Genomic DNA, 16,871 nt, shown 5'->3' with positions numbered 1-16,871 from the left:
GGCCAGATGCCGGAATGGATTGGTAATGACGATCGATACGCATGCATTGGGTTTTGGATATGGTGAGAAGGCGGTCTATGCAACGGACCCCTGGGCATCGCGCGGAAGGCTCTATGACGAGGGGGCGAGCCCCACGCGCTCCGAATTCCAGCGCGATCGCGACCGGATCGTCCATGCGACCGCTTTCCGGCGCCTTAAGCACAAGACGCAGGTCTTTATCGCCCAGGATGGCGATCACTACCGCACGCGGCTGACGCATACGATCGAGGTGGCGCAGATCGCGCGCGCTCTGGCGCGTGCTCTGAAGGTGGATGAAGATCTGGCGGAAGGCGTGGCGCTGGTTCACGATTTTGGCCACACGCCTTTCGGCCACACCGGCGAGGATGCGCTGCACGAGATGCTGCTGCCCTATGGCGGCTTCGATCACAATGCGCAGTCGCTGCGCATCGTTACCAAGCTCGAGCGCCGCTATGCCGATTTCGACGGGCTCAATCTCACCTGGGAGACGCTCGAAGGCCTGGTCAAGCACAATGGCCCGCTAATGACGCCTGATGGCAAGGGCATTCGCGGGCCGGTGCCGCAGCCGATTCTCGACTATTGCGAAATCCACGATCTCGAAATCGCGTCCTTCGCCAGCCTCGAAGCGCAGGTTGCCGCGATTGCCGATGACATCGCCTACAACACGCATGACATCGACGACGGTTTGCGCTCTGGCTATCTGACGTTCGATATGCTGGAGGAAGTGCCGTTTCTCGCGGGGCTGATGGCCGAGGTGAGGGCGCGCTATCCGCATCTGGAGCCGAGCCGCTTCACGCACGAAATCATGCGCCGCCAGATCACCCGTATGGTCGAGGATGTCATTGCCGTATCGCAGCAGGCACTTGCCGAAATCAGGCCGGGCAATGTCGCCGACATCCGGGCCGCCGGCCGCGTCGTCGCGACCTTTTCGCCTGACATGGCGCAAACCGACAGGCTGATCAAACAGATGCTGTTCAAGCGCATCTATCGCCATCCCGACATCATGCGGATTCGTGCCGGCGCGGCGCAGATCGTAACGGATCTCTTCCACGCCTATATGGAAAATCCCAAGGAGATGCAGAGCCACTATTGGGTCGACCATATCGCCGGGCTTGCGATCGCCCCCAAGGCAAGGCATGTCGGCGACTATCTGGCCGGCATGACCGATACCTACGCCATCAGCGCCCACAAGCGCCTGTTTGACCAGACTCCCGATTTGCGGTAGGCAGCGGCGGCATCGGGCCGATAGCGGCCTGATCAAGCTATGCGTGGACAATATGATGAACCTTTTCACCGACTTCGAAGTAAGAATTAAGAACGCTCTCGAGCAAATTGATATTGTGAGGGAAAAGCGATCTGAAGTCGGTTTCGGACGTATCGGCGTGGAGCCGCCGCGCGACGCCAGCCATGGCGATGTCGCCACCAATGCGGCCATGGTTCTGTCCAAGCCGCTGGGCACAAATCCGCGTGCGCTTGCCGAGATTATCGTCGCCAAGCTGAAGGAGGACGCCGACGTTGCCGAGGTTTCGGTAGCGGGCCCCGGCTTCATCAATATCCGTCTCTCGGTCGGCTACTGGCAACGTCTACTATCGACGATGATCTCCGAAGGCGAGAAATTCGGCCGCTCGAAGCTGGGTGAGGGGCAAAAGGTCAATGTCGAATATGTTTCGGCCAACCCGACCGGGCCTATGCATGTCGGCCATTGCCGCGGCGCCGTTGTCGGCGACGCGCTGGCAAACCTGCTGGCCTTCTCCGGCTATGAGGTTACCAAGGAATATTACATCAACGATGCCGGTTCGCAGATCGACGTGCTGGCGCGCTCCGTCTTCATTCGTTATCGCGAAGCGCTTGGCGAGCAGGTGGGCGAGATCCCGGCGGGTCTCTATCCTGGCGATTACCTGGTTCCCGTCGGCGAGGCGCTCGCCAGGGAATTCGGCACCAAGCTGCGCGGCATGCCGGAAGAGCAATGGCTTCCCATCGTCAAGGATCGCGCCATCGACGCGATGATGGCGATGATCAAGGAAGACCTGGAAGCGCTGAACGTCAAACATGACGTGTTCTTTTCCGAACGCACCCTGCATGCCAATGGTGCCGCGCTGATCCGCACCGCGATCAATGACCTGACCTTCAAGGGCTATGTCTACAAGGGCGCGCTGCCGCCGCCGAAGGGACAGCTTCCGGAAGATTGGGAAGATCGCGAGCAGACGCTCTTCCGCTCGACGGAAGTGGGCGACGATATCGACCGTCCACTGATCAAGTCGGATGGTTCCTATACTTACTTCGCTGCCGACGTTGCTTACTTCAAGAACAAGTTCGACCGAGGCTTCAACGAGATGATCTACATCCTCGGCGCCGACCATGGTGGCTACGTCAAGCGGCTGGAGGCGGTCGCGCGCGGTGTTTCCGATGGTGCGGCGAAGCTGACCGTGCTTCTGTGCCAGCTCGTCAAGCTCTATCGCAATGGCGAGCCGGTGAAGATGTCGAAGCGCTCGGGCGATTTCGTCACGCTGCGCGAAGTCGTCGATGAAGTCGGCCGCGATTCCGTGCGCTTCATGATGCTCTACCGGAAGAATTCAGAGCCCCTGGACTTCGACTTTGCCAAGGTCACCGAGCAGTCCAAGGACAATCCGGTCTTTTACGTGCAATATGCGCATGCCCGTTGCATGTCCGTTTTCCGTCAGGCCAAGGAAGCCTTCCCGGATATCGATATTGCCTCGCTTGATCTGTCGAAGGCGGTCCTCGGCGCGATCTCCGATCCGGCCGAACTACAGCTTGTCGCAAAGATTGCGGAGTTCCCGCGAATCGTCGAAGCTGCAGCGCAGTCGCAAGAGCCGCATCGCATCGCATTTTACCTTTACGACCTGGCAAGTTCCTTCCATGGACACTGGAATAAAGGTAAAGATTTACCTGAATTACGTTTTGTTAACGATAAGAACCGAGAATTGAGCATTGCCAGACTTGGGCTGGTGTACGCTGTCGCGTCGGTTTTGAAGTCGGGTCTTGGTATAACCGGGACCGCAGCACCTGACGAAATGCGATAAACGTCACCATTTACCCACATTGCGCTGGCATTAACTGTAGTGTTTGCGAGTGGAACGGGTGATGGCAGAAAAACAGTTGGCGTATCGCGCAAGCGGAAACGACGAGTTCTTTGCGGATGATGATCCGCTCGCAGAACTCGCTCGTATCGTAGGTTTTGAGCCGCGCTCTGCTGCTCAAGCAACTCCTGCGGCTCAGCGGCAGGAGCCTGCCTTCAATCTTGAAGACGAGCTTCTTCGCGAATTCGAGCGGTACGATACGCCGCGAATGAGTCCGGCAAATGACATCTCCGTCCCGACGGAGCCGGTATCTCCTCCAAGCCAGGCTCCAGTCGAGCCCGTGCGGGCCGAGCCGAAATTTGAGGAGCCTGCCCAGCAGGTTGCTGCTCCCGTCAAGCCGACGCTCGGCGCTCGTGACCTGATCGACGAGCTGGAAATGTCGATTGCGCCTGCTCTGCAGCCGGCGTCGAAAGCTGCGCCCGCCGAACGGCCGGTGGTGGCTCCGGTCGCCAAGACGCCGCAATCCGCTGCTGCCACGATGCGGCTGCCGATAGCCAATTTCACACTGGCAACCCCGGTTGCGCCGCGCGAGCAGCCGGCGCCCTTCAATGCGGCGCCGGTACCCCCGGCAGCTCCTGCCGAAGCAATGTTCGACGAGCTGCCGGATTTTGAGCAGCTTGGCCCTGTCGAGCCTTTCATCGCCCAGGAACCGGCTTCGAAGCCCGTAGAGCCTGAGCCCACTCCGGCTGTCTTCAAGGCGCCCGAGCCGCCAAAGATCGCCAAGGCCGATCCCGCAGCGCTTGCCGCCGAGATCGATGCCCTGCTGGCTGATGTGAATCGGTATCCGGTCCCCTCCAGGGCCGCTGCGCCGGACGAGCCGGCTTTCGGCGATTTCAGCGCTTCGTTTGACGAACAGTCGATAGCGCCGGCTGCATCTGCGGCTGCGCTGTCGCGAGAAGAACCGAAGCCGATCGCCTTCGATGCGGAGGATCCGTTCGCCGGTCAGGATTTCGAATTCGATCTTGCCGATATCGAGATGGAACTTGCCGGTCTCGATTTCGCCGAAGCCGACAAATCCTCCGACGCCCGGCAGCCGGCTCCGGCAGCGCCCGTTGTAGAGCCGATCGTTTCCCGCGCAACGCCGGTTATGCCGGCGCAGGTCGCTCCTGCAGCTGCCGCCGTAGCGCCGCAGCCGATCCAGGCAGCGCCGATGCCGGTCGTGCCTGCCGCTCCCACGGCAGCTCCGGCGTTCGAGGTCGAACAGGCACTGCCTTTCGATCCCACTGAAATCTCCGAGACGGAGGATCGTGTCGAGACCTTCGAGGGCTCGCATGTTCCGCACCTGCCGCCGATCGAGCCGGAAGAGCCGGTCGTCGTTCCGCCGGAATATGATTTCGATCTCGATTCCGAGATGGCGAGCCTTCTGGGGACGCCTGCCAAGGAAGCCGCATCCGAGCCGATCAAGCCGGCTGCCGCTGCCATGCTCGGCGGTGCCGCCGCTGCGGCCTCGTGGTCGAAGAACGCGGCTGCCCAACCCGCTGCACCCGTTGCCAAGCAGCCCATCGAGGAGTTCGACGAATTCGAGCGTGCGCTGGAAGAAGATTTCCGCCGCAGCTACCGCGAAGCGTCCAGCCCCGTCGAGAACGTCGCCAGAATGACGCTGAACCCGGCCGCAGGCGGCCGCCGCCCTGTGCGCTCCATGCGGGGCATGGCGACCGCCGCTGCCGTCATCGTGGTTCTCGGTGTCGGCGCCTATGGCGCCTATAGCTGGATCCGCCACGGTGCGCCGATCTCCAGCTTCTCCGGCGAGCCGCGCGTGATCACCGCCGATAGCGACCCGGTAAAGGTCGCCCCGGAAAATCCGGGCGGTACCGTGGTCCCGAATCAGGACAAGGCCGTGTACGACCGCGTGGCGGGCGACAGCACTGCAGCGCCGAAGCAGAAGGCTCTCGTCTCCTCCAACGAGCAGCCTGTCGATGTCGTGCAGAAGACCCTGATCCCGGAGGCGGTTTCTCCGGATGACGGCAGCGCCGATCAGGTCACGTCGACGCCGGTCGGCGAAACCGAGGATCCGCGCCTGTTGCCCAACCAGAACGGCGGAAACACCAATGTCGCCGCCAATGGCGACGATCAGGTGCCGGCTATTTCGCCGCGCAAGGTCCGCACGATGATCGTCAAGCCGGATGGCTCGCTGGTTCCGCGTGACGAGCCGGCCGTTGATACGACGACGACCGCTGTTGCGAAGCCCGCGAACAATCAGGTCGCGTCGGCCAATCCGCGCCCGTCTCAGGCAAACCCGCCGGCCGCAGCCCAGCCCGATAGCGGCGATGCCGCCAGCGCCGAAAGCACGCCGATCCGCGTCGTCAAGACGAACCCGGTTCCGACGGCACGTCCCGAGCCCGCCGCCAAGGCCAATACCGCTGCTCCGGCCCAGGAAGCCCAAGTTCAAGCTCAGCCCAAGGCTCAGCCGAAGCAGGTTGCATCGGCAAGTCCTGCTGCGGCAGCTCCGGCTGCGGCCTCTGCCGCGGGTGGCGGTGCTTACGGCGTCCAGATCGCATCCCTGCCGACCGAGGCCGATGCGCAGAAGTCGCAGGCGAACCTCAAGGTCAAGTTCGCCAGCGTCATCGGCAACCATCCGCTTGAGATCCGCAAGGCCGATATCGCCGGCAAGGGCACCTACTATCGCGTCCGCGTCGTCGCCGGCTCCAAGGATGAGGCCGCAGCCATCTGCACGCGCTATCGCGCCGCCGGCGGCACCTGCCTGATCTCGAAGTAAGGATCGGATACGGAACTGATAAAAACGGCGGGCCTCGGCTCGCCGTTTTCGTTTGAAATATGCTGTTCCTGTGTATCTCGGCTTGACGTCACTCGCATTTCCCGGCGCAAGCCTTATGATTCGGATATGACCGAATCGAAATCCATGATCCTCGGCTGTAGCGGCCACTCCATCACGCCCGAAGAGCGTTCCTTCTATCAGGGGGAGCAGCCATGGGGCTTTATCCTGTTCGGGCGCAATATTTCCGAGCCGGCGCAGATCGCCGATCTCGTTGCGTCCCTGCGTGACAGCGTCGGGCGCGATGCTCCTGTTTTCATTGATCAGGAGGGCGGCAGGGTGCAGCGCATCCGTCCGCCGATCCTGCCGCATTACCCCTCGGGGCAGGCGCTTGGCGATATCTACCGTCAGGATCGTGAACGCGGCCTGCGGGCCGCTTGGCTCATGTCGAGGCTGCATGCCTTCGATTTGCTGAAGTTCGGGATCAATGTCGATTGCCTGCCGGTGCTGGACGTGCCGGTGGAGGGATCGAGCAATGTCATCGGCAATCGCGCCTATGGCTCCGATCCGGTGACGGTGACGGAGATGGGGCGTGCTGCGGCGGAAGGTCTGAAAGCCGGTGGCGTACTGCCCGTGATGAAGCACATGCCCGGCCACGGCCGCGGCTTTGCCGATTCGCATCACGAACTGCCCGTCGTCTCGGTGCCGCGTGCGGAGTTGGAGGCGCATGATTTCGCCCCCTTCGTGGCCCTCAAGGACGAGCTGATGGCAATGACATGCCACGTTGTCTTCACCGATATCGATCCGGAAAACCCGGCCACAACCTCGCGCAAGGTGAATGAGGAGATCATTCGCGGGCATATCGGTTTCCAGGGGTTGCTCCTGTCGGACGATACCTCGATGAATGCGCTGAAGGGCACGATCGGCGAACGTGCAGCAAATATTATTGCGGGCGGATGCGATATCGTGCTGCATTGCAATGGCGTCATGGACGAAATGCAGCAGGTCGTTCGCAATGTTCCCGCTTTGGCGGGTGCGTCGCTGACAAGGGCCAAGGCGGTCGAAACGGCATTCGGCAGAAATGATGGCGCCGATGAAGCCTCTATTCGGGCGGAATTCGACGCGATGTTCGCAGTGGCGTAAAACCGGACTTCGAGGAACGGACGGGTGACAGAGTGAGCGGCAGCACGGACAAGCTTCAGCAGGCGGCAACGCCGATGGACAAGCTCTGGCAGGAGGGCGAGGCGCAGCGCGGCTCGCACGAGCCGTCGCTTGTCGTCGATCTTGCCGGCTTCGAAGGACCGCTCGATCTGCTGCTGCATCTGGCGCGCATCCAGAAGGTCGATCTGTCCCGCATCTCCGTTCTGGCGCTTGCTGAGCAATATCTTCAGTTCATCGAAAGCGCCCGGCGCATTCGAATCGAACTCGCGGCCGATTATCTCGTCATGGCCGCATGGCTCGCCTATCTGAAATCCAAGCTGCTGATCCCGCAGCAGAGCAAGGAAGACGGCCCGACCGGCGAGGAGATGGCGGCGACGCTCGCCTTCCGCTTGAAGCGCCTGGAGGCCATGCGCGATGCGGCCACCGACCTCGTCAATCGCAATCGTCTCGGCCGGGATATCTTTGCGCGCGGCGCACCGGAACATATTCCCGATCGACGTCAATCCGCCTTCGACGCCAGCCTCTATGATCTGCTCACCGCCTATGCGAGCCTGCGTCAGCGCCAGGCCGTGACCCAGGTGACGATCGAGAAGCGCCGTGTCTGGTCGCTCGCCGATGCTCGCGTCATTCTCGATCGCATGATCGGCGAGATCACCGATTGGACAGCATTGGAACATTACCTGCTGAGCTATATGACGACCGCCAGCGATCGCGTAACAGCCATCGCCAGCGCATTTGCGGCTTCGCTCGAACTGGTGCGCGAGGGGCAGCTGGAAATTCGCCAGGAAGGCGCGTTTCAGCCGCTCTATATGCGGCGCGGGCCGAAGCATTCGTCGCTGGAAGCAGCGGAATAGGGCAGGGACAGGCGTGAACGAACCGGACGACGAGCATATGGAAGCGGAGGCGGAAACGCTTGAGATCGACGAGCGCCGGTTGAGCGAGGCCGAGCGGATCGCCGAAGCGCTGGTTTTCGCCTCGGCGCAACCGGTTTCCGAGGCCTTCATCGCCGAGCGCGTGGCGCGCGGCGTCGATATTGCCGCCGTCATGCAGAAGCTCAAGGCCGATTATGCCTCGCGCGGCGTCAATCTCGTGCAGGTGGATGGAGCCTGGGCCTTCCGCACCGCCGCGGATCTCTCCTTCGTGATCCGGCGTGACGAGAGCGAGGTGCGAAAATTGTCCCGCGCCGCGCTCGAAGTGCTGGCCATCATTGCCTATCACCAGCCGGTGACGCGTGCGGAGATCGAAGACATCAGAGGCGTGCAGACCTCCAAGGGCACACTTGACGTGCTGATGGAGTCCGGCTGGGTTCGCTTTCGCGGCCGCCGCCGCACGCCGGGGCGGCCGGTCACGCTTGGCACGACGCGCGATTTCCTCGATCACTTCGGCCTCGAAGAGCTGCGCGACCTGCCTGGCCTCGAAGAGTTGAAGGGGGCAGGGCTACTATCCGGCCGCATTCCCGCCAATTTCAACATCCCGTCGCCCTTGATGAACGACGAGCTGACCGAAGACGAGGATCCGATTACCCAGATGGATCTGGAAGAGCTTGGCATCCTGCCGCCGACTGGCGCAAATTCCAGCGATTGAGCCGTTTGGTGACCGTTGGAACGGGTTGCTGCGCTCTCCGTAAATTTTCACGAAACCACCGGCAAAGTCTCTCTTTCGCCATCAGCGGATGCGAATATACAAATCATCCTCTCGACTTGGAGACGCTTGATCGCCCGCATGGGCGTTCATCATCCCGATATGCGTGGATGCAGTAAATTTTGGTGTTTGAAAAACATCCGCAAACGTCTTACATCGGAAAGACACTGTAATTGGGAGTTAAAGTAATGGGTTCTCTAAGCATATGGCACTGGCTCATCGTCCTGGCCATCGCGCTTTTGTTGTTCGGCCGTGGAAAGATCCCGGAGCTGATGGGTGATGTCGCCAAGGGCATCAAAAGCTTCAAGAAGGGCATGAACGACGACGAGGATACGTCGACGCAGACGACGTCCCGCACTGTCGAGCATAAGGCTGACGAAACGAAGTAATCATGTCGGGCGGGCGCCAAGCTGAGAGGCTTGCCGTTGGCCCAGGAGCCTTTGCATGTTCGATATAGGCTGGTCCGAGCTCGTGATTATTGCCGTCGTAGCCTTGGTGGTGATCGGCCCCAAGGAATTGCCGGCGACCTTGCGGACAATTGGCAAGATGACGGCCCGGGCAAGGAAGGTCGCTGGCGAATTCCGCGCCCAGTTTGACGAGGCCATGCGCGAAGCGGAGCTGGACGACGTGCGCCAGACGATCGCCGATGCGCAGAAGCTCAATCCGGTCAACACGTTGCGGGAAGCCATGAACCCGCTGCGCGAGATGGGCAATGAGATAAAGGCCGATCTGCAGCGCGCGACCAGCACTGACAAGGTTGCACCCGCTGCAACGCCCTTGCCATCCGAGCCGGTTCCGGGCGTTTCGTCCGGCTTGCCGGAGGCGCTCTCGGCCACATCGGCGCGGGGCGATCCTGCCCCACTTGTCGCGCCCGCTGCCCAGCCATCCGCTGCCGCGAGCGAAGCGGCGGCAAGTGCAGCCGTCGAAAAGCCGAAGGCCGTTCGCAAGCCGCGCCCGAAGCCGGTCGCCAAGGTCGACGATGTTGCGGCCGCCGCCGTCCAGACGCCCGTCGTAACGGAAAAGCCGAAACGAGCCGCAAGCAAAGTCGCGACCGCCGCTGCCGCAGAGAAGGCGCCTCCCGCTCCCAGGAAGCGCCCGACCGCTACCGCCAGCAAGGCGACGCCTAAAACGCCCAAGAAGAAGGACCAGGCATGACGGGTGATATCGATGATAAGCCGCAGCCGCTTATCGAACACCTTATGGAATTGCGCACGCGGCTCATCTGGTCGATCGTAGCCTTCTTCATTGCCTTCATCGGATGCTTTGCCGTGGCAAAGCATCTCTTCAACTATCTGGTCTATCCCTATAAATGGGCGGTCGAATGGGCGCATCTAGACCTCTCCAAGGCCGAGCTGATCTACACGGCCCCGCAGGAATTCTTCTTCACGCAGGTGAAGGTCGCCATGTTCGGCGCCCTGGTGATTTCATTTCCGATCATCGCCGCGCAAATCTACAAGTTCGTGGCGCCGGGTCTCTATAAGAACGAGCGTTCCGCCTTCTTGCCATTCCTGATCGCGTCGCCGATCCTGTTCCTGATGGGTGCCGCGCTCGTCTACTTCTTCTTCACGCCCATGGTCATGTGGTTCTTCCTGAAGATGCAGCAGGCGCCAGCCGATGGTCAGGTCGGCATCGCGCTGTTGCCGAAGGTCTCGGAATATCTGAGCCTCATCATGACGCTGGTCTTTTCCTTCGGCCTCGTCTTCCAGCTTCCAGTCATCACGACGCTGCTTGCGCGCGTCGGCCTGCTGACGTCGACTTGGCTGGCGGAAAAGCGCAAATTCGCGATCGTTTTCGCTTTCATCGTTGCCGCTGTGCTGACGCCGCCGGATCCGATGTCCCAGATCGGCCTTGCACTGCCGACGATCCTTCTCTACGAGATTTCCATCTACGCGGCGCGACTCGTGGAACGCCAGCGTACCCGGCAAGCGCTTGAAGAGACTGGCGGGACTTCCGAGATCACCAAGACGGATAACGTCTAGGCGAGGAAGTCTTCGCTTCGTTTCCCAGGTATTTGCCGTTTCGACCTCCGACCGAGACCTCGGTCGGAGCTGTACTCATGTCAAACGACCTGGAACGAAGATGCTTGATATCAGATGGATTCGTGAGAATGCCGAGGCTTTCGATGCGGCGCTTGCCAAGCGCGGTGTGGAGCCTCTGTCGCAAAGCCTCATTGCGCTCGACGAGAAGCGCCGCTCCGTCATTCAGTCCGTCCAGGATATGCAGTCCCGCCGTAACGCCGCCTCCAAGGAAATCGGCGCGGCTATGGCGCAGAAGAACAGCGAGCTTGCCGAGAAGCTGAAGGCCGAAGTCGCTGACATCAAGACCACGCTCCCGGCTGCGGAAGAGGAAGAGCGCGCGCTGACGGCGGAGCTCAACGACGCGCTGTCGCGCATCCCGAACATCCCGCTCGAGGACGTGCCCGTCGGCAAGGATGAACACGACAACGTCGTCAAGCGCGTCTGGGGCGCCAAGCCGACCTGGAACCATGAGCCGAAAGAGCATTTCGATATTGGCGAAACGCTGGGCTACATGGATTTCGAGCGTGCCGCCAAGCTTTCCGGTTCGCGCTTCACGGTGCTGACCTCGCAGCTCGCACGCCTGGAACGGGCGCTTGGCCAGTTCATGCTCGATCTGCACACCAGCGAGCACGGCTATACCGAAGTCAGTGCGCCGCTGATGGTGCGTGACGAGGCAATGTTCGGAACAGGTCAGCTGCCGAAATTCGCAGAGGATTCCTTCAAGACCACGGACGGCCGCTGGCTGATACCGACGGCAGAGGTATCGCTGACCAATCTCGTTTCTGGTGAAATTCTCGATCAGGAGAAGCTGCCGCTGCGCTTCACCGCACTCACGCCGTCCTTCCGTTCGGAAGCAGGCTCCGCCGGTCGCGATACGCGCGGCATGCTGCGCCAGCATCAGTTCTGGAAGTGCGAGCTGGTGTCGATCACCGATGCCGAAAGCTCCATTGCCGAACACGAACGGATGACGGCCTGCGCGGAAGAAGTGCTGAAGCGCCTCGGCCTACATTATCGCGTCATGACGCTCTCGACCGGCGACATGGGCTTCGGCGCGCGCAAGACTTATGACCTCGAAGTCTGGCTGCCGGGGCAGGATACCTATCGCGAGATTTCGTCCTGCTCGGTCTGCGGCGATTTCCAGGCGCGGCGCATGAGTGCACGCTATCGCGGCAAGGACGACAAGAACACCAAGTTCGTTCACACGCTGAACGGCTCCGGCACGGCAGTCGGCCGGTGTCTGATTGCCGTTCTCGAGAATTATCTCAATGCCGATGGTTCCGTCACTGTTCCGGACGCACTGCTGCCATATATGGGTGGTGTGAAGAGGATCGAAAAAGCAGCATGATCGAGCGGTGGGGCGATGCGTATTCTTCTGACCAACGATGACGGCATTCATGCCGAAGGATTGGCTGCGTTGGAGCGCATCGCCCGCACCTTGTCTGATGATGTCTGGGTTGTCGCGCCCGAGACGGATCAGAGCGGTCTCGCACATTCGCTGAGCCTTTCCGAGCCGCTGCGCATGCGCAAGGTTTCCGACAAGCACTTTGCGCTCCGGGGAACGCCGACCGATTGCGTCATCATGGCCATCCGCCAGGTTATGGACGGCAAGCCGGATCTGGTGCTTTCGGGCGTCAATTCCGGCTCGAATGTCGCCGACGACGTGACCTATTCCGGAACCATAGCCGGCGCGATCGAAGGTACGCTGCAAGGTGTGCGCTCCTTTGCGCTGAGCCAGGCCTATCTCTATGAAAACGGCGCGCGCGTCGTGCCCTGGGACGTGGCCGAGGCGCATGCACCGGCCCTGCTCGGCAAGCTCATGGATGTCGACCTGCCCGAAGGTACCTTTCTCAATCTCAATTTTCCGAATTGTCGTCCCGGCGAGGTCGATGGGACGGAAGTGACGGCGCAGGGCAATCTCGCTTTCAACGTGCAGGTGGAGGAGCGGGCTGACGGTCGCGGCTTCCCTTATTATTGGCTTCGCTTCGGCGAACGCAGTGGTATCTTCCGTCCGGGAACCGATATTCAGGCGTTGAAACAAAATCGTATTTCGGTAACGCCTTTGAAACTCGATCTGACGGATTATTCGGCGCAGGACCGCGTGGCGCGGGCGCTCGGTATGGAGTAGCGGATTGACACCTCGTTTGGTGGAAAAGGAAGGCTTTGCGGCCGTGGTTCTGCGGCTGCGGGCGGAAGGCATATTGGATATCGATCTGATGACGGCGGTCGAGCAGACGCCGCGCCTGCCTTTCGTGCCGCCGCAATTTACCGATGATGCCTATTCCAGCCGCACGATCCCGATCGATTGTGGTTCCTTCATGGAGGGCATCGATCTGGTCGTGCGCATTCTTCACAGTCTGAAGATCAAGCCGGGACACCGTGTTCTCGAAATCGGGACGGGGAGCGGTTTCACCGCTGCGGTCATGGGGCGAATCGTCGAGCGTGTCCTGACGATCGACCGCTACAAGACGCTGACCACCTCGGCGCAGCAGCGCATGGATACGCTCGGGCTGCGCAATGTCGTCATCCGCCAGGCAGATGGCAGCGCCGGCCTGCCGGGCGAGGGCACCTTCGACCGCATTCTGGTCACCGCCGCATTTCCGACCATGCCGCGCTTTTATGCCGAGCAGCTGGTATCGGGTGGATCGATGATCGCGCCGCTGATGGTATCGGACGATGTCTGCCGGTTGGTGCGGCTGACAAAGACGGGCAGCCGCTTCGAGCGTGAAGAGCTGTTCGATGTTCCCTATCAGCCGATCGTGCCGATGCTCGCCTCTTATCTTTGAGGCTCAATTCGGGATAATGCCTGTGAAACATGGCGTCTCGGCGCCGTTTCATCTTCTATGGTTAGCAATTCCTCAAAAAAACACATGCCGCACCAGTGCTTTAACCGCATGGTAAGATTAACGCGCTTTAATCGACCCATAATCGGTTGCGTCTCAAGTGGGTCGAGTCATGGGTTTCAGTCTTTCTTCGAATTTCGGTAAATCGGCAGGGAAAGTCCTGGTGGCCATTCTTCTGGCGAGCACCGCGACGGCTTGTAGCTCAGACACGACCCGGTTCAGCGGGCTCTTCAACAAGACGGACAATGTGACGACCGGTTCGATCAACCGGCGCGGCTTGAATGGTCCGAATGGCGATCCGGTGCCGCGCGCCGATGTCGCGCAGGCCGGCGGTTACGGTCAGCAGGATTATTCGCAGCAGAGTGCACCGGTGTCGCAACCCTATCCGAATTCGCCGGCTCGCTATAACCCGTCCTACTCCAGCGCTCGTGCATCAACTGCACCTGTCGCAATTCAGCGCACCGAACTTGCTCCTCCCAGCGCTTCCGCCAGTGCCGCTCGTCCCCGCGGTGGTTCGCGCGCCGAAACCGAGGCGCTTGCTCAGCCGTTCCCGGCATCGCGCAGCAATAACGGCTCGCGCGCGGCGCCGGCTCTCGCACCCGATGCGATGTCGACCGGCACGATCAAGACGGCGGCGACACCTGAGATGTCTCCCGGCTGGACGACGGTCAACGCGCCAAGCGTAACGCTGCGCCAGGGCGAAAACATCGCGCTTCTGTCGCGCCGCTACGGCGTTCCGGAAAAGGAAATCCTGCGCGCCAACGGCCTGCGTAACGGCGCCGGTGCTCAGCCGGGTCAGCAGATCATCATCCCGACGATGAATGGCGCCGGTGCCTCAAGTCCAGCGAAGATGGCGTCTGAAGCAACGGACCTTTCCAAGGGCGGCAAGATGCCGGCCCCGGTCAAGGCGCCGCAGCAGGAAGCCCTCGCGCTGCCTTCCGGCAATCAGATGCGCGGCAAATCCCAGGCGGGTCTCGCCGATCCTAACAAGCTTGCAGCCGGCAACGGCAAGGGTCCGACGCCGAAAGGCGCTGGCACTTACGTCGTCAAGCCGGGCGATTCGCTTGCTCGCATCGCCAAGGAGAGCGGGGTTACCGTCGCCGAGTTGAAGCGCGCGAATAACATGCAGGCCGGCGACGGCATCCGCATCGGCCAGGCGCTGGCATTGCCGCACGGCGCCGTTGCCGCCGCGGACCCGGTCAAGACCGCTTCCATCGAGCCGCAGAAGGTTTCGGCCAAGCCCACCGCTACGCCGGTTGCAGAGCCGAAGCAGGCGGCCGCCGAACCGATCGCAAAGCAGGCTCCGAAGGTTGTCGCTCATGCGGATACCACAAGCGATGCATCTGCCAAGCCGAAGGAAGTTGCCTCCGCTTCTCCGAGCCAATCCATCAATGATGCCGCCAAATCGGATGCGCAGGCCGATGCGCCGGAAGCAACCGGCATCGGCAAGTACCGCTGGCCGGTTCGCGGTGCCGTGGTTGCCGGCTATGGCTCCAACGTCAACGGCAGCCGCAACGATGGTATCGACATCTCCGTTCCCGAGGGCACGCCGGTCAAGGCTGCTGAAAACGGTGTCGTTATCTATGCCGGCAACGGCTTGAAGGAGCTCGGCAACACGGTTCTCGTCCGTCACGACGACGGCACCGTTACGGTCTACGGCCATGCCGATGCGCTCAACGTAACCCGCGGCCAGAAGGTTCAGCGCGGCCAGACGCTGGCAACGTCCGGTATGAGCGGCAATGTCAGCCAGCCGCAGCTGCACTTCGAAGTCCGCAAGAATTCGGCTCCGGTCAACCCAATGACGTTCCTTGAATAGGTAGTGCGTCTCAAGGACTCTGCAAAAAGCCCGGTCAATGCCGGGCTTTTTGTCGTTCAGGGCCTTATTGGTCGAAGATCAATCCCGTTCCAGCACGATGCGCTGCCGTCCGGCGAGATCCTGGATATATTGCCAGGCGACACGACCGGAGCGGGCGCCACGGGTCGTCGCCCATTCGAGTGCCTCGTGATGCATTTGTGCACGATCGAGCTCTAGCTTGAAGTGATCGGCATAGGCATCGATCATCTGCAGATAATCTTCCTGGCTGCATTTGTGGAAGCCGAGCCAAAGGCCGAAGCGGTCGGAGAGCGAAACCTTCTCTTCCACGGCTTCCGAAGGATTGATGGCTGTCGACTGTTCGTTTTCCATCATATGACGTGGCAGCAGGTGGCGCCGATTGGAGGTCGCATAGAACAGCACATTGTCCGGCCGGCCCTCGACGCCGCCATCCAGCGCCGCCTTCAGCGACTTATAGGCCGTATCGTCGTGATCGAAGGAGAGATCATCACAGAAGATGATGATGCGGTGCGGAACGGCTTTCAGGATATCAAGCAGCACCGGCAGCGAGGAAATGTCTTCGCGATGGACTTCGATCAATTTCAGCGAAACGCCGGTCGTCCGACGTACGTCTTCATGCACGGACTTGACGAGAGACGATTTGCCCATACCGCGCGCGCCCCAGAGCAGGACGTTGTTGGCGGCGAAACCTTCGGCAAAGCGAAGCGTGTTTTCATGCAGAATGTCGCGCACATGATCGACGCCTCGAATGAGGGTCAGCGCCACACGGTTCGGTCGTGGCACCGGCTGCAGATGAAGCCGGGCGGGGGCCCAGACGAAACAATCGGCGGCGTTCCAGTCATTGATGGCCGGAGCCGGCCCGGCAAGGCGTTCAAGCGCATCGGCAAGGCGGCGGACTTCGGCAAGGATCAGGGCATTTTGGTCTTCAGTCACCATTTCCTCCTGAATATTGAACAAGAAAGTCGTAGAATGCGCGCTGTCTTGCCGGGTATCATGCTCCTTCGGGGGCTGAAAGGCTAACAGACCGGGAAAACGGTACGGTTGACGGCTGTTTTTGTTGCATTCGTCATGCGCGTAACTATATTCCGGCCACCTGACGCGGGGCCTGTTCCCGCTCGGAGTTCAAGGGAGTTCTCGATGTTTATCACCAACGCATATGCGCAGAGCGCGACAGATTCGGCCGCGAGTGCCTTCGGCGGTTCCGGCTTTGAAATGATCATCCTGTTTGTGCCGCTGATGGTCGTTTGGTATTTCCTTCTTATTCGTCCGCAGCGTGCTCAGGCGAAGAAGCGTGACGAGATCCTGAAGAACATCCGTCGCGGCGATCAGATCGTCACCAGCGGCATCGTTGGTAAGGTCACCAAGGTCATCGACGAGAAGGAACTGGAAGTCGAGATCGCCGAAGGCGTGCGCATCCGCGTCGTCCGCAGCGCCATTTCCGAAGTTCGCGTCAAGGGTGAGCCGGTCAAGGCAGACGCCGCTTAAAGCCTTGGGCTGAGAGCAGCGCCCGTCGCCGCTCGGGATCCTCGAAATTCGGGATCGACTTTC

At 61.0% G+C, this 16,871-nt stretch carries 15 protein-coding genes; 14 read left to right on the top strand and 1 reads right to left on the bottom strand.

The features are described 5' to 3' along the window. Positions 1 to 25: 25 nt before the first annotated feature. The 13 genes from FHT84_RS19425 (at position 26) to FHT84_RS19365 (ending at position 15,305) form a co-directional block, all read left to right on the top strand. Complete coding sequence (locus tag FHT84_RS19425; RefSeq protein ID WP_183763489.1) at positions 26 to 1,243, top strand: deoxyguanosinetriphosphate triphosphohydrolase; 1,218 nt, start codon at positions 26 to 28, stop codon at positions 1,241 to 1,243. Positions 1,244 to 1,298: 55 nt separating this feature from the next. Beyond that, the gene (gene argS / locus FHT84_RS19420; RefSeq protein WP_183763487.1) at positions 1,299 to 3,059 is read left to right on the top strand and encodes an arginine--tRNA ligase; all 1,761 of its coding nucleotides are present in this window, start codon (positions 1,299 to 1,301) and stop codon (positions 3,057 to 3,059) included. 61 nt (positions 3,060 to 3,120) lie between these two features. Beyond that, a complete protein-coding gene (locus FHT84_RS19415; RefSeq protein WP_183763485.1) occupies positions 3,121 to 5,832 on the top strand; it encodes an SPOR domain-containing protein in 2,712 nt (903 codons plus the stop codon). A 126-nt stretch (positions 5,833 to 5,958) separates the two neighbouring features. Next, the gene (nagZ, locus tag FHT84_RS19410) at positions 5,959 to 6,972 is read left to right on the top strand and encodes a beta-N-acetylhexosaminidase (protein WP_113249862.1); all 1,014 of its coding nucleotides are present in this window, start codon (positions 5,959 to 5,961) and stop codon (positions 6,970 to 6,972) included. Positions 6,973 to 7,046: 74 nt separating this feature from the next. After that, positions 7,047 to 7,844, top strand: coding sequence for a ScpA family protein (locus tag FHT84_RS19405; protein ID WP_113249950.1), 798 nt, complete (start codon positions 7,047 to 7,049; stop codon positions 7,842 to 7,844). Positions 7,845 to 7,881: 37 nt separating this feature from the next. Continuing rightward, entirely contained in the window at positions 7,882 to 8,574 is a 693-nt protein-coding gene (gene scpB, locus FHT84_RS19400; protein WP_112341072.1) for an SMC-Scp complex subunit ScpB, read from the top strand. Positions 8,575 to 8,819: 245 nt separating this feature from the next. Beyond that, on the top strand, positions 8,820 to 9,020 hold the full coding sequence (locus tag FHT84_RS19395; protein ID WP_113249863.1) for a twin-arginine translocase TatA/TatE family subunit: 201 nt from the start codon (positions 8,820 to 8,822) through the stop codon (positions 9,018 to 9,020). Between the two features lie 55 nt (positions 9,021 to 9,075). After that, the gene (gene tatB, locus FHT84_RS19390) at positions 9,076 to 9,786 is read left to right on the top strand and encodes a Sec-independent protein translocase protein TatB (protein ID WP_113249864.1); all 711 of its coding nucleotides are present in this window, start codon (positions 9,076 to 9,078) and stop codon (positions 9,784 to 9,786) included. After that, a complete protein-coding gene (gene tatC / locus FHT84_RS19385) occupies positions 9,783 to 10,610 on the top strand; it encodes a twin-arginine translocase subunit TatC (RefSeq protein ID WP_112340953.1) in 828 nt (275 codons plus the stop codon). Before tatB ends, tatC begins: the two co-directional genes overlap by 4 nt. Positions 10,611 to 10,710: 100 nt before the next feature. Beyond that, entirely contained in the window at positions 10,711 to 11,994 is a 1,284-nt protein-coding gene (serS, locus tag FHT84_RS19380) for a serine--tRNA ligase (RefSeq protein ID WP_113249865.1), read from the top strand. Between the two features lie 15 nt (positions 11,995 to 12,009). After that, positions 12,010 to 12,774, top strand: a complete 765-nt coding sequence (gene surE / locus FHT84_RS19375) for a 5'/3'-nucleotidase SurE (protein ID WP_113249866.1) — start codon at positions 12,010 to 12,012, stop codon at positions 12,772 to 12,774. Between the two features lie 4 nt (positions 12,775 to 12,778). After that, entirely contained in the window at positions 12,779 to 13,432 is a 654-nt protein-coding gene (locus tag FHT84_RS19370; RefSeq protein WP_112340950.1) for a protein-L-isoaspartate(D-aspartate) O-methyltransferase, read from the top strand. 169 nt (positions 13,433 to 13,601) lie between these two features. Further along, positions 13,602 to 15,305 carry a LysM peptidoglycan-binding domain-containing M23 family metallopeptidase gene (locus FHT84_RS19365; protein WP_183763483.1) on the top strand — a complete coding sequence of 568 codons (1,704 nt, stop codon included), beginning with the start codon at positions 13,602 to 13,604 and terminating at the stop codon, positions 15,303 to 15,305. 78 nt (positions 15,306 to 15,383) lie between these two features. Here the strand turns inward: FHT84_RS19365 and FHT84_RS19360 are convergent, their stop codons facing one another. Then, positions 15,384 to 16,256 (bottom strand): ATP-binding protein, encoded by an 873-nt coding sequence (locus tag FHT84_RS19360; protein WP_113249951.1) that lies wholly within the window; start codon positions 16,254 to 16,256, stop codon positions 15,384 to 15,386. A 204-nt stretch (positions 16,257 to 16,460) separates the two neighbouring features. On the opposite strand from FHT84_RS19360, the gene yajC reads away from it, so the two are divergent. Next, a complete protein-coding gene (gene yajC, locus FHT84_RS19355; RefSeq protein WP_047634659.1) occupies positions 16,461 to 16,808 on the top strand; it encodes a preprotein translocase subunit YajC in 348 nt (115 codons plus the stop codon). Positions 16,809 to 16,871: the final 63 nt, after the last annotated feature.

This window comes from Rhizobium sp. BK289, from assembly GCF_014193575.1.
GTDB classification, from domain to species: Bacteria; Pseudomonadota; Alphaproteobacteria; order Rhizobiales; family Rhizobiaceae; genus Rhizobium; species Rhizobium tropici_C.
Note: the sequence above shows the minus strand (reverse complement) of the source record. Positions and strands in the feature narration are given on the sequence as shown.

Bases quoted from the DNA above. Each gene is read 5' to 3' on its own strand.
- FHT84_RS19425 (WP_183763489.1), top strand. From the start codon at position 26: ATGACGATCGATACGCATGCATTGGGTTTTGGATATGGTGAGAAGGCG.
- argS (WP_183763487.1), top strand. From the start codon at position 1,299: ATGAACCTTTTCACCGACTTCGAAGTAAGAATTAAGAACGCTCTCGAG.
- FHT84_RS19415 (WP_183763485.1), top strand. From the start codon at position 3,121: ATGGCAGAAAAACAGTTGGCGTATCGCGCAAGCGGAAACGACGAGTTC.
- nagZ (WP_113249862.1), top strand. From the start codon at position 5,959: ATGACCGAATCGAAATCCATGATCCTCGGCTGTAGCGGCCACTCCATC.
- FHT84_RS19405 (WP_113249950.1), top strand. From the start codon at position 7,047: ATGGACAAGCTCTGGCAGGAGGGCGAGGCGCAGCGCGGCTCGCACGAG.
- scpB (WP_112341072.1), top strand. From the start codon at position 7,882: ATGGAAGCGGAGGCGGAAACGCTTGAGATCGACGAGCGCCGGTTGAGC.
- FHT84_RS19395 (WP_113249863.1), top strand. From the start codon at position 8,820: ATGGGTTCTCTAAGCATATGGCACTGGCTCATCGTCCTGGCCATCGCG.
- tatB (WP_113249864.1), top strand. From the start codon at position 9,076: ATGTTCGATATAGGCTGGTCCGAGCTCGTGATTATTGCCGTCGTAGCC.
- tatC (WP_112340953.1), top strand. From the start codon at position 9,783: ATGACGGGTGATATCGATGATAAGCCGCAGCCGCTTATCGAACACCTT.
- serS (WP_113249865.1), top strand. From the start codon at position 10,711: ATGCTTGATATCAGATGGATTCGTGAGAATGCCGAGGCTTTCGATGCG.
- surE (WP_113249866.1), top strand. From the start codon at position 12,010: ATGCGTATTCTTCTGACCAACGATGACGGCATTCATGCCGAAGGATTG.
- FHT84_RS19365 (WP_183763483.1), top strand. From the start codon at position 13,602: ATGGGTTTCAGTCTTTCTTCGAATTTCGGTAAATCGGCAGGGAAAGTC.
- yajC (WP_047634659.1), top strand. From the start codon at position 16,461: ATGTTTATCACCAACGCATATGCGCAGAGCGCGACAGATTCGGCCGCG.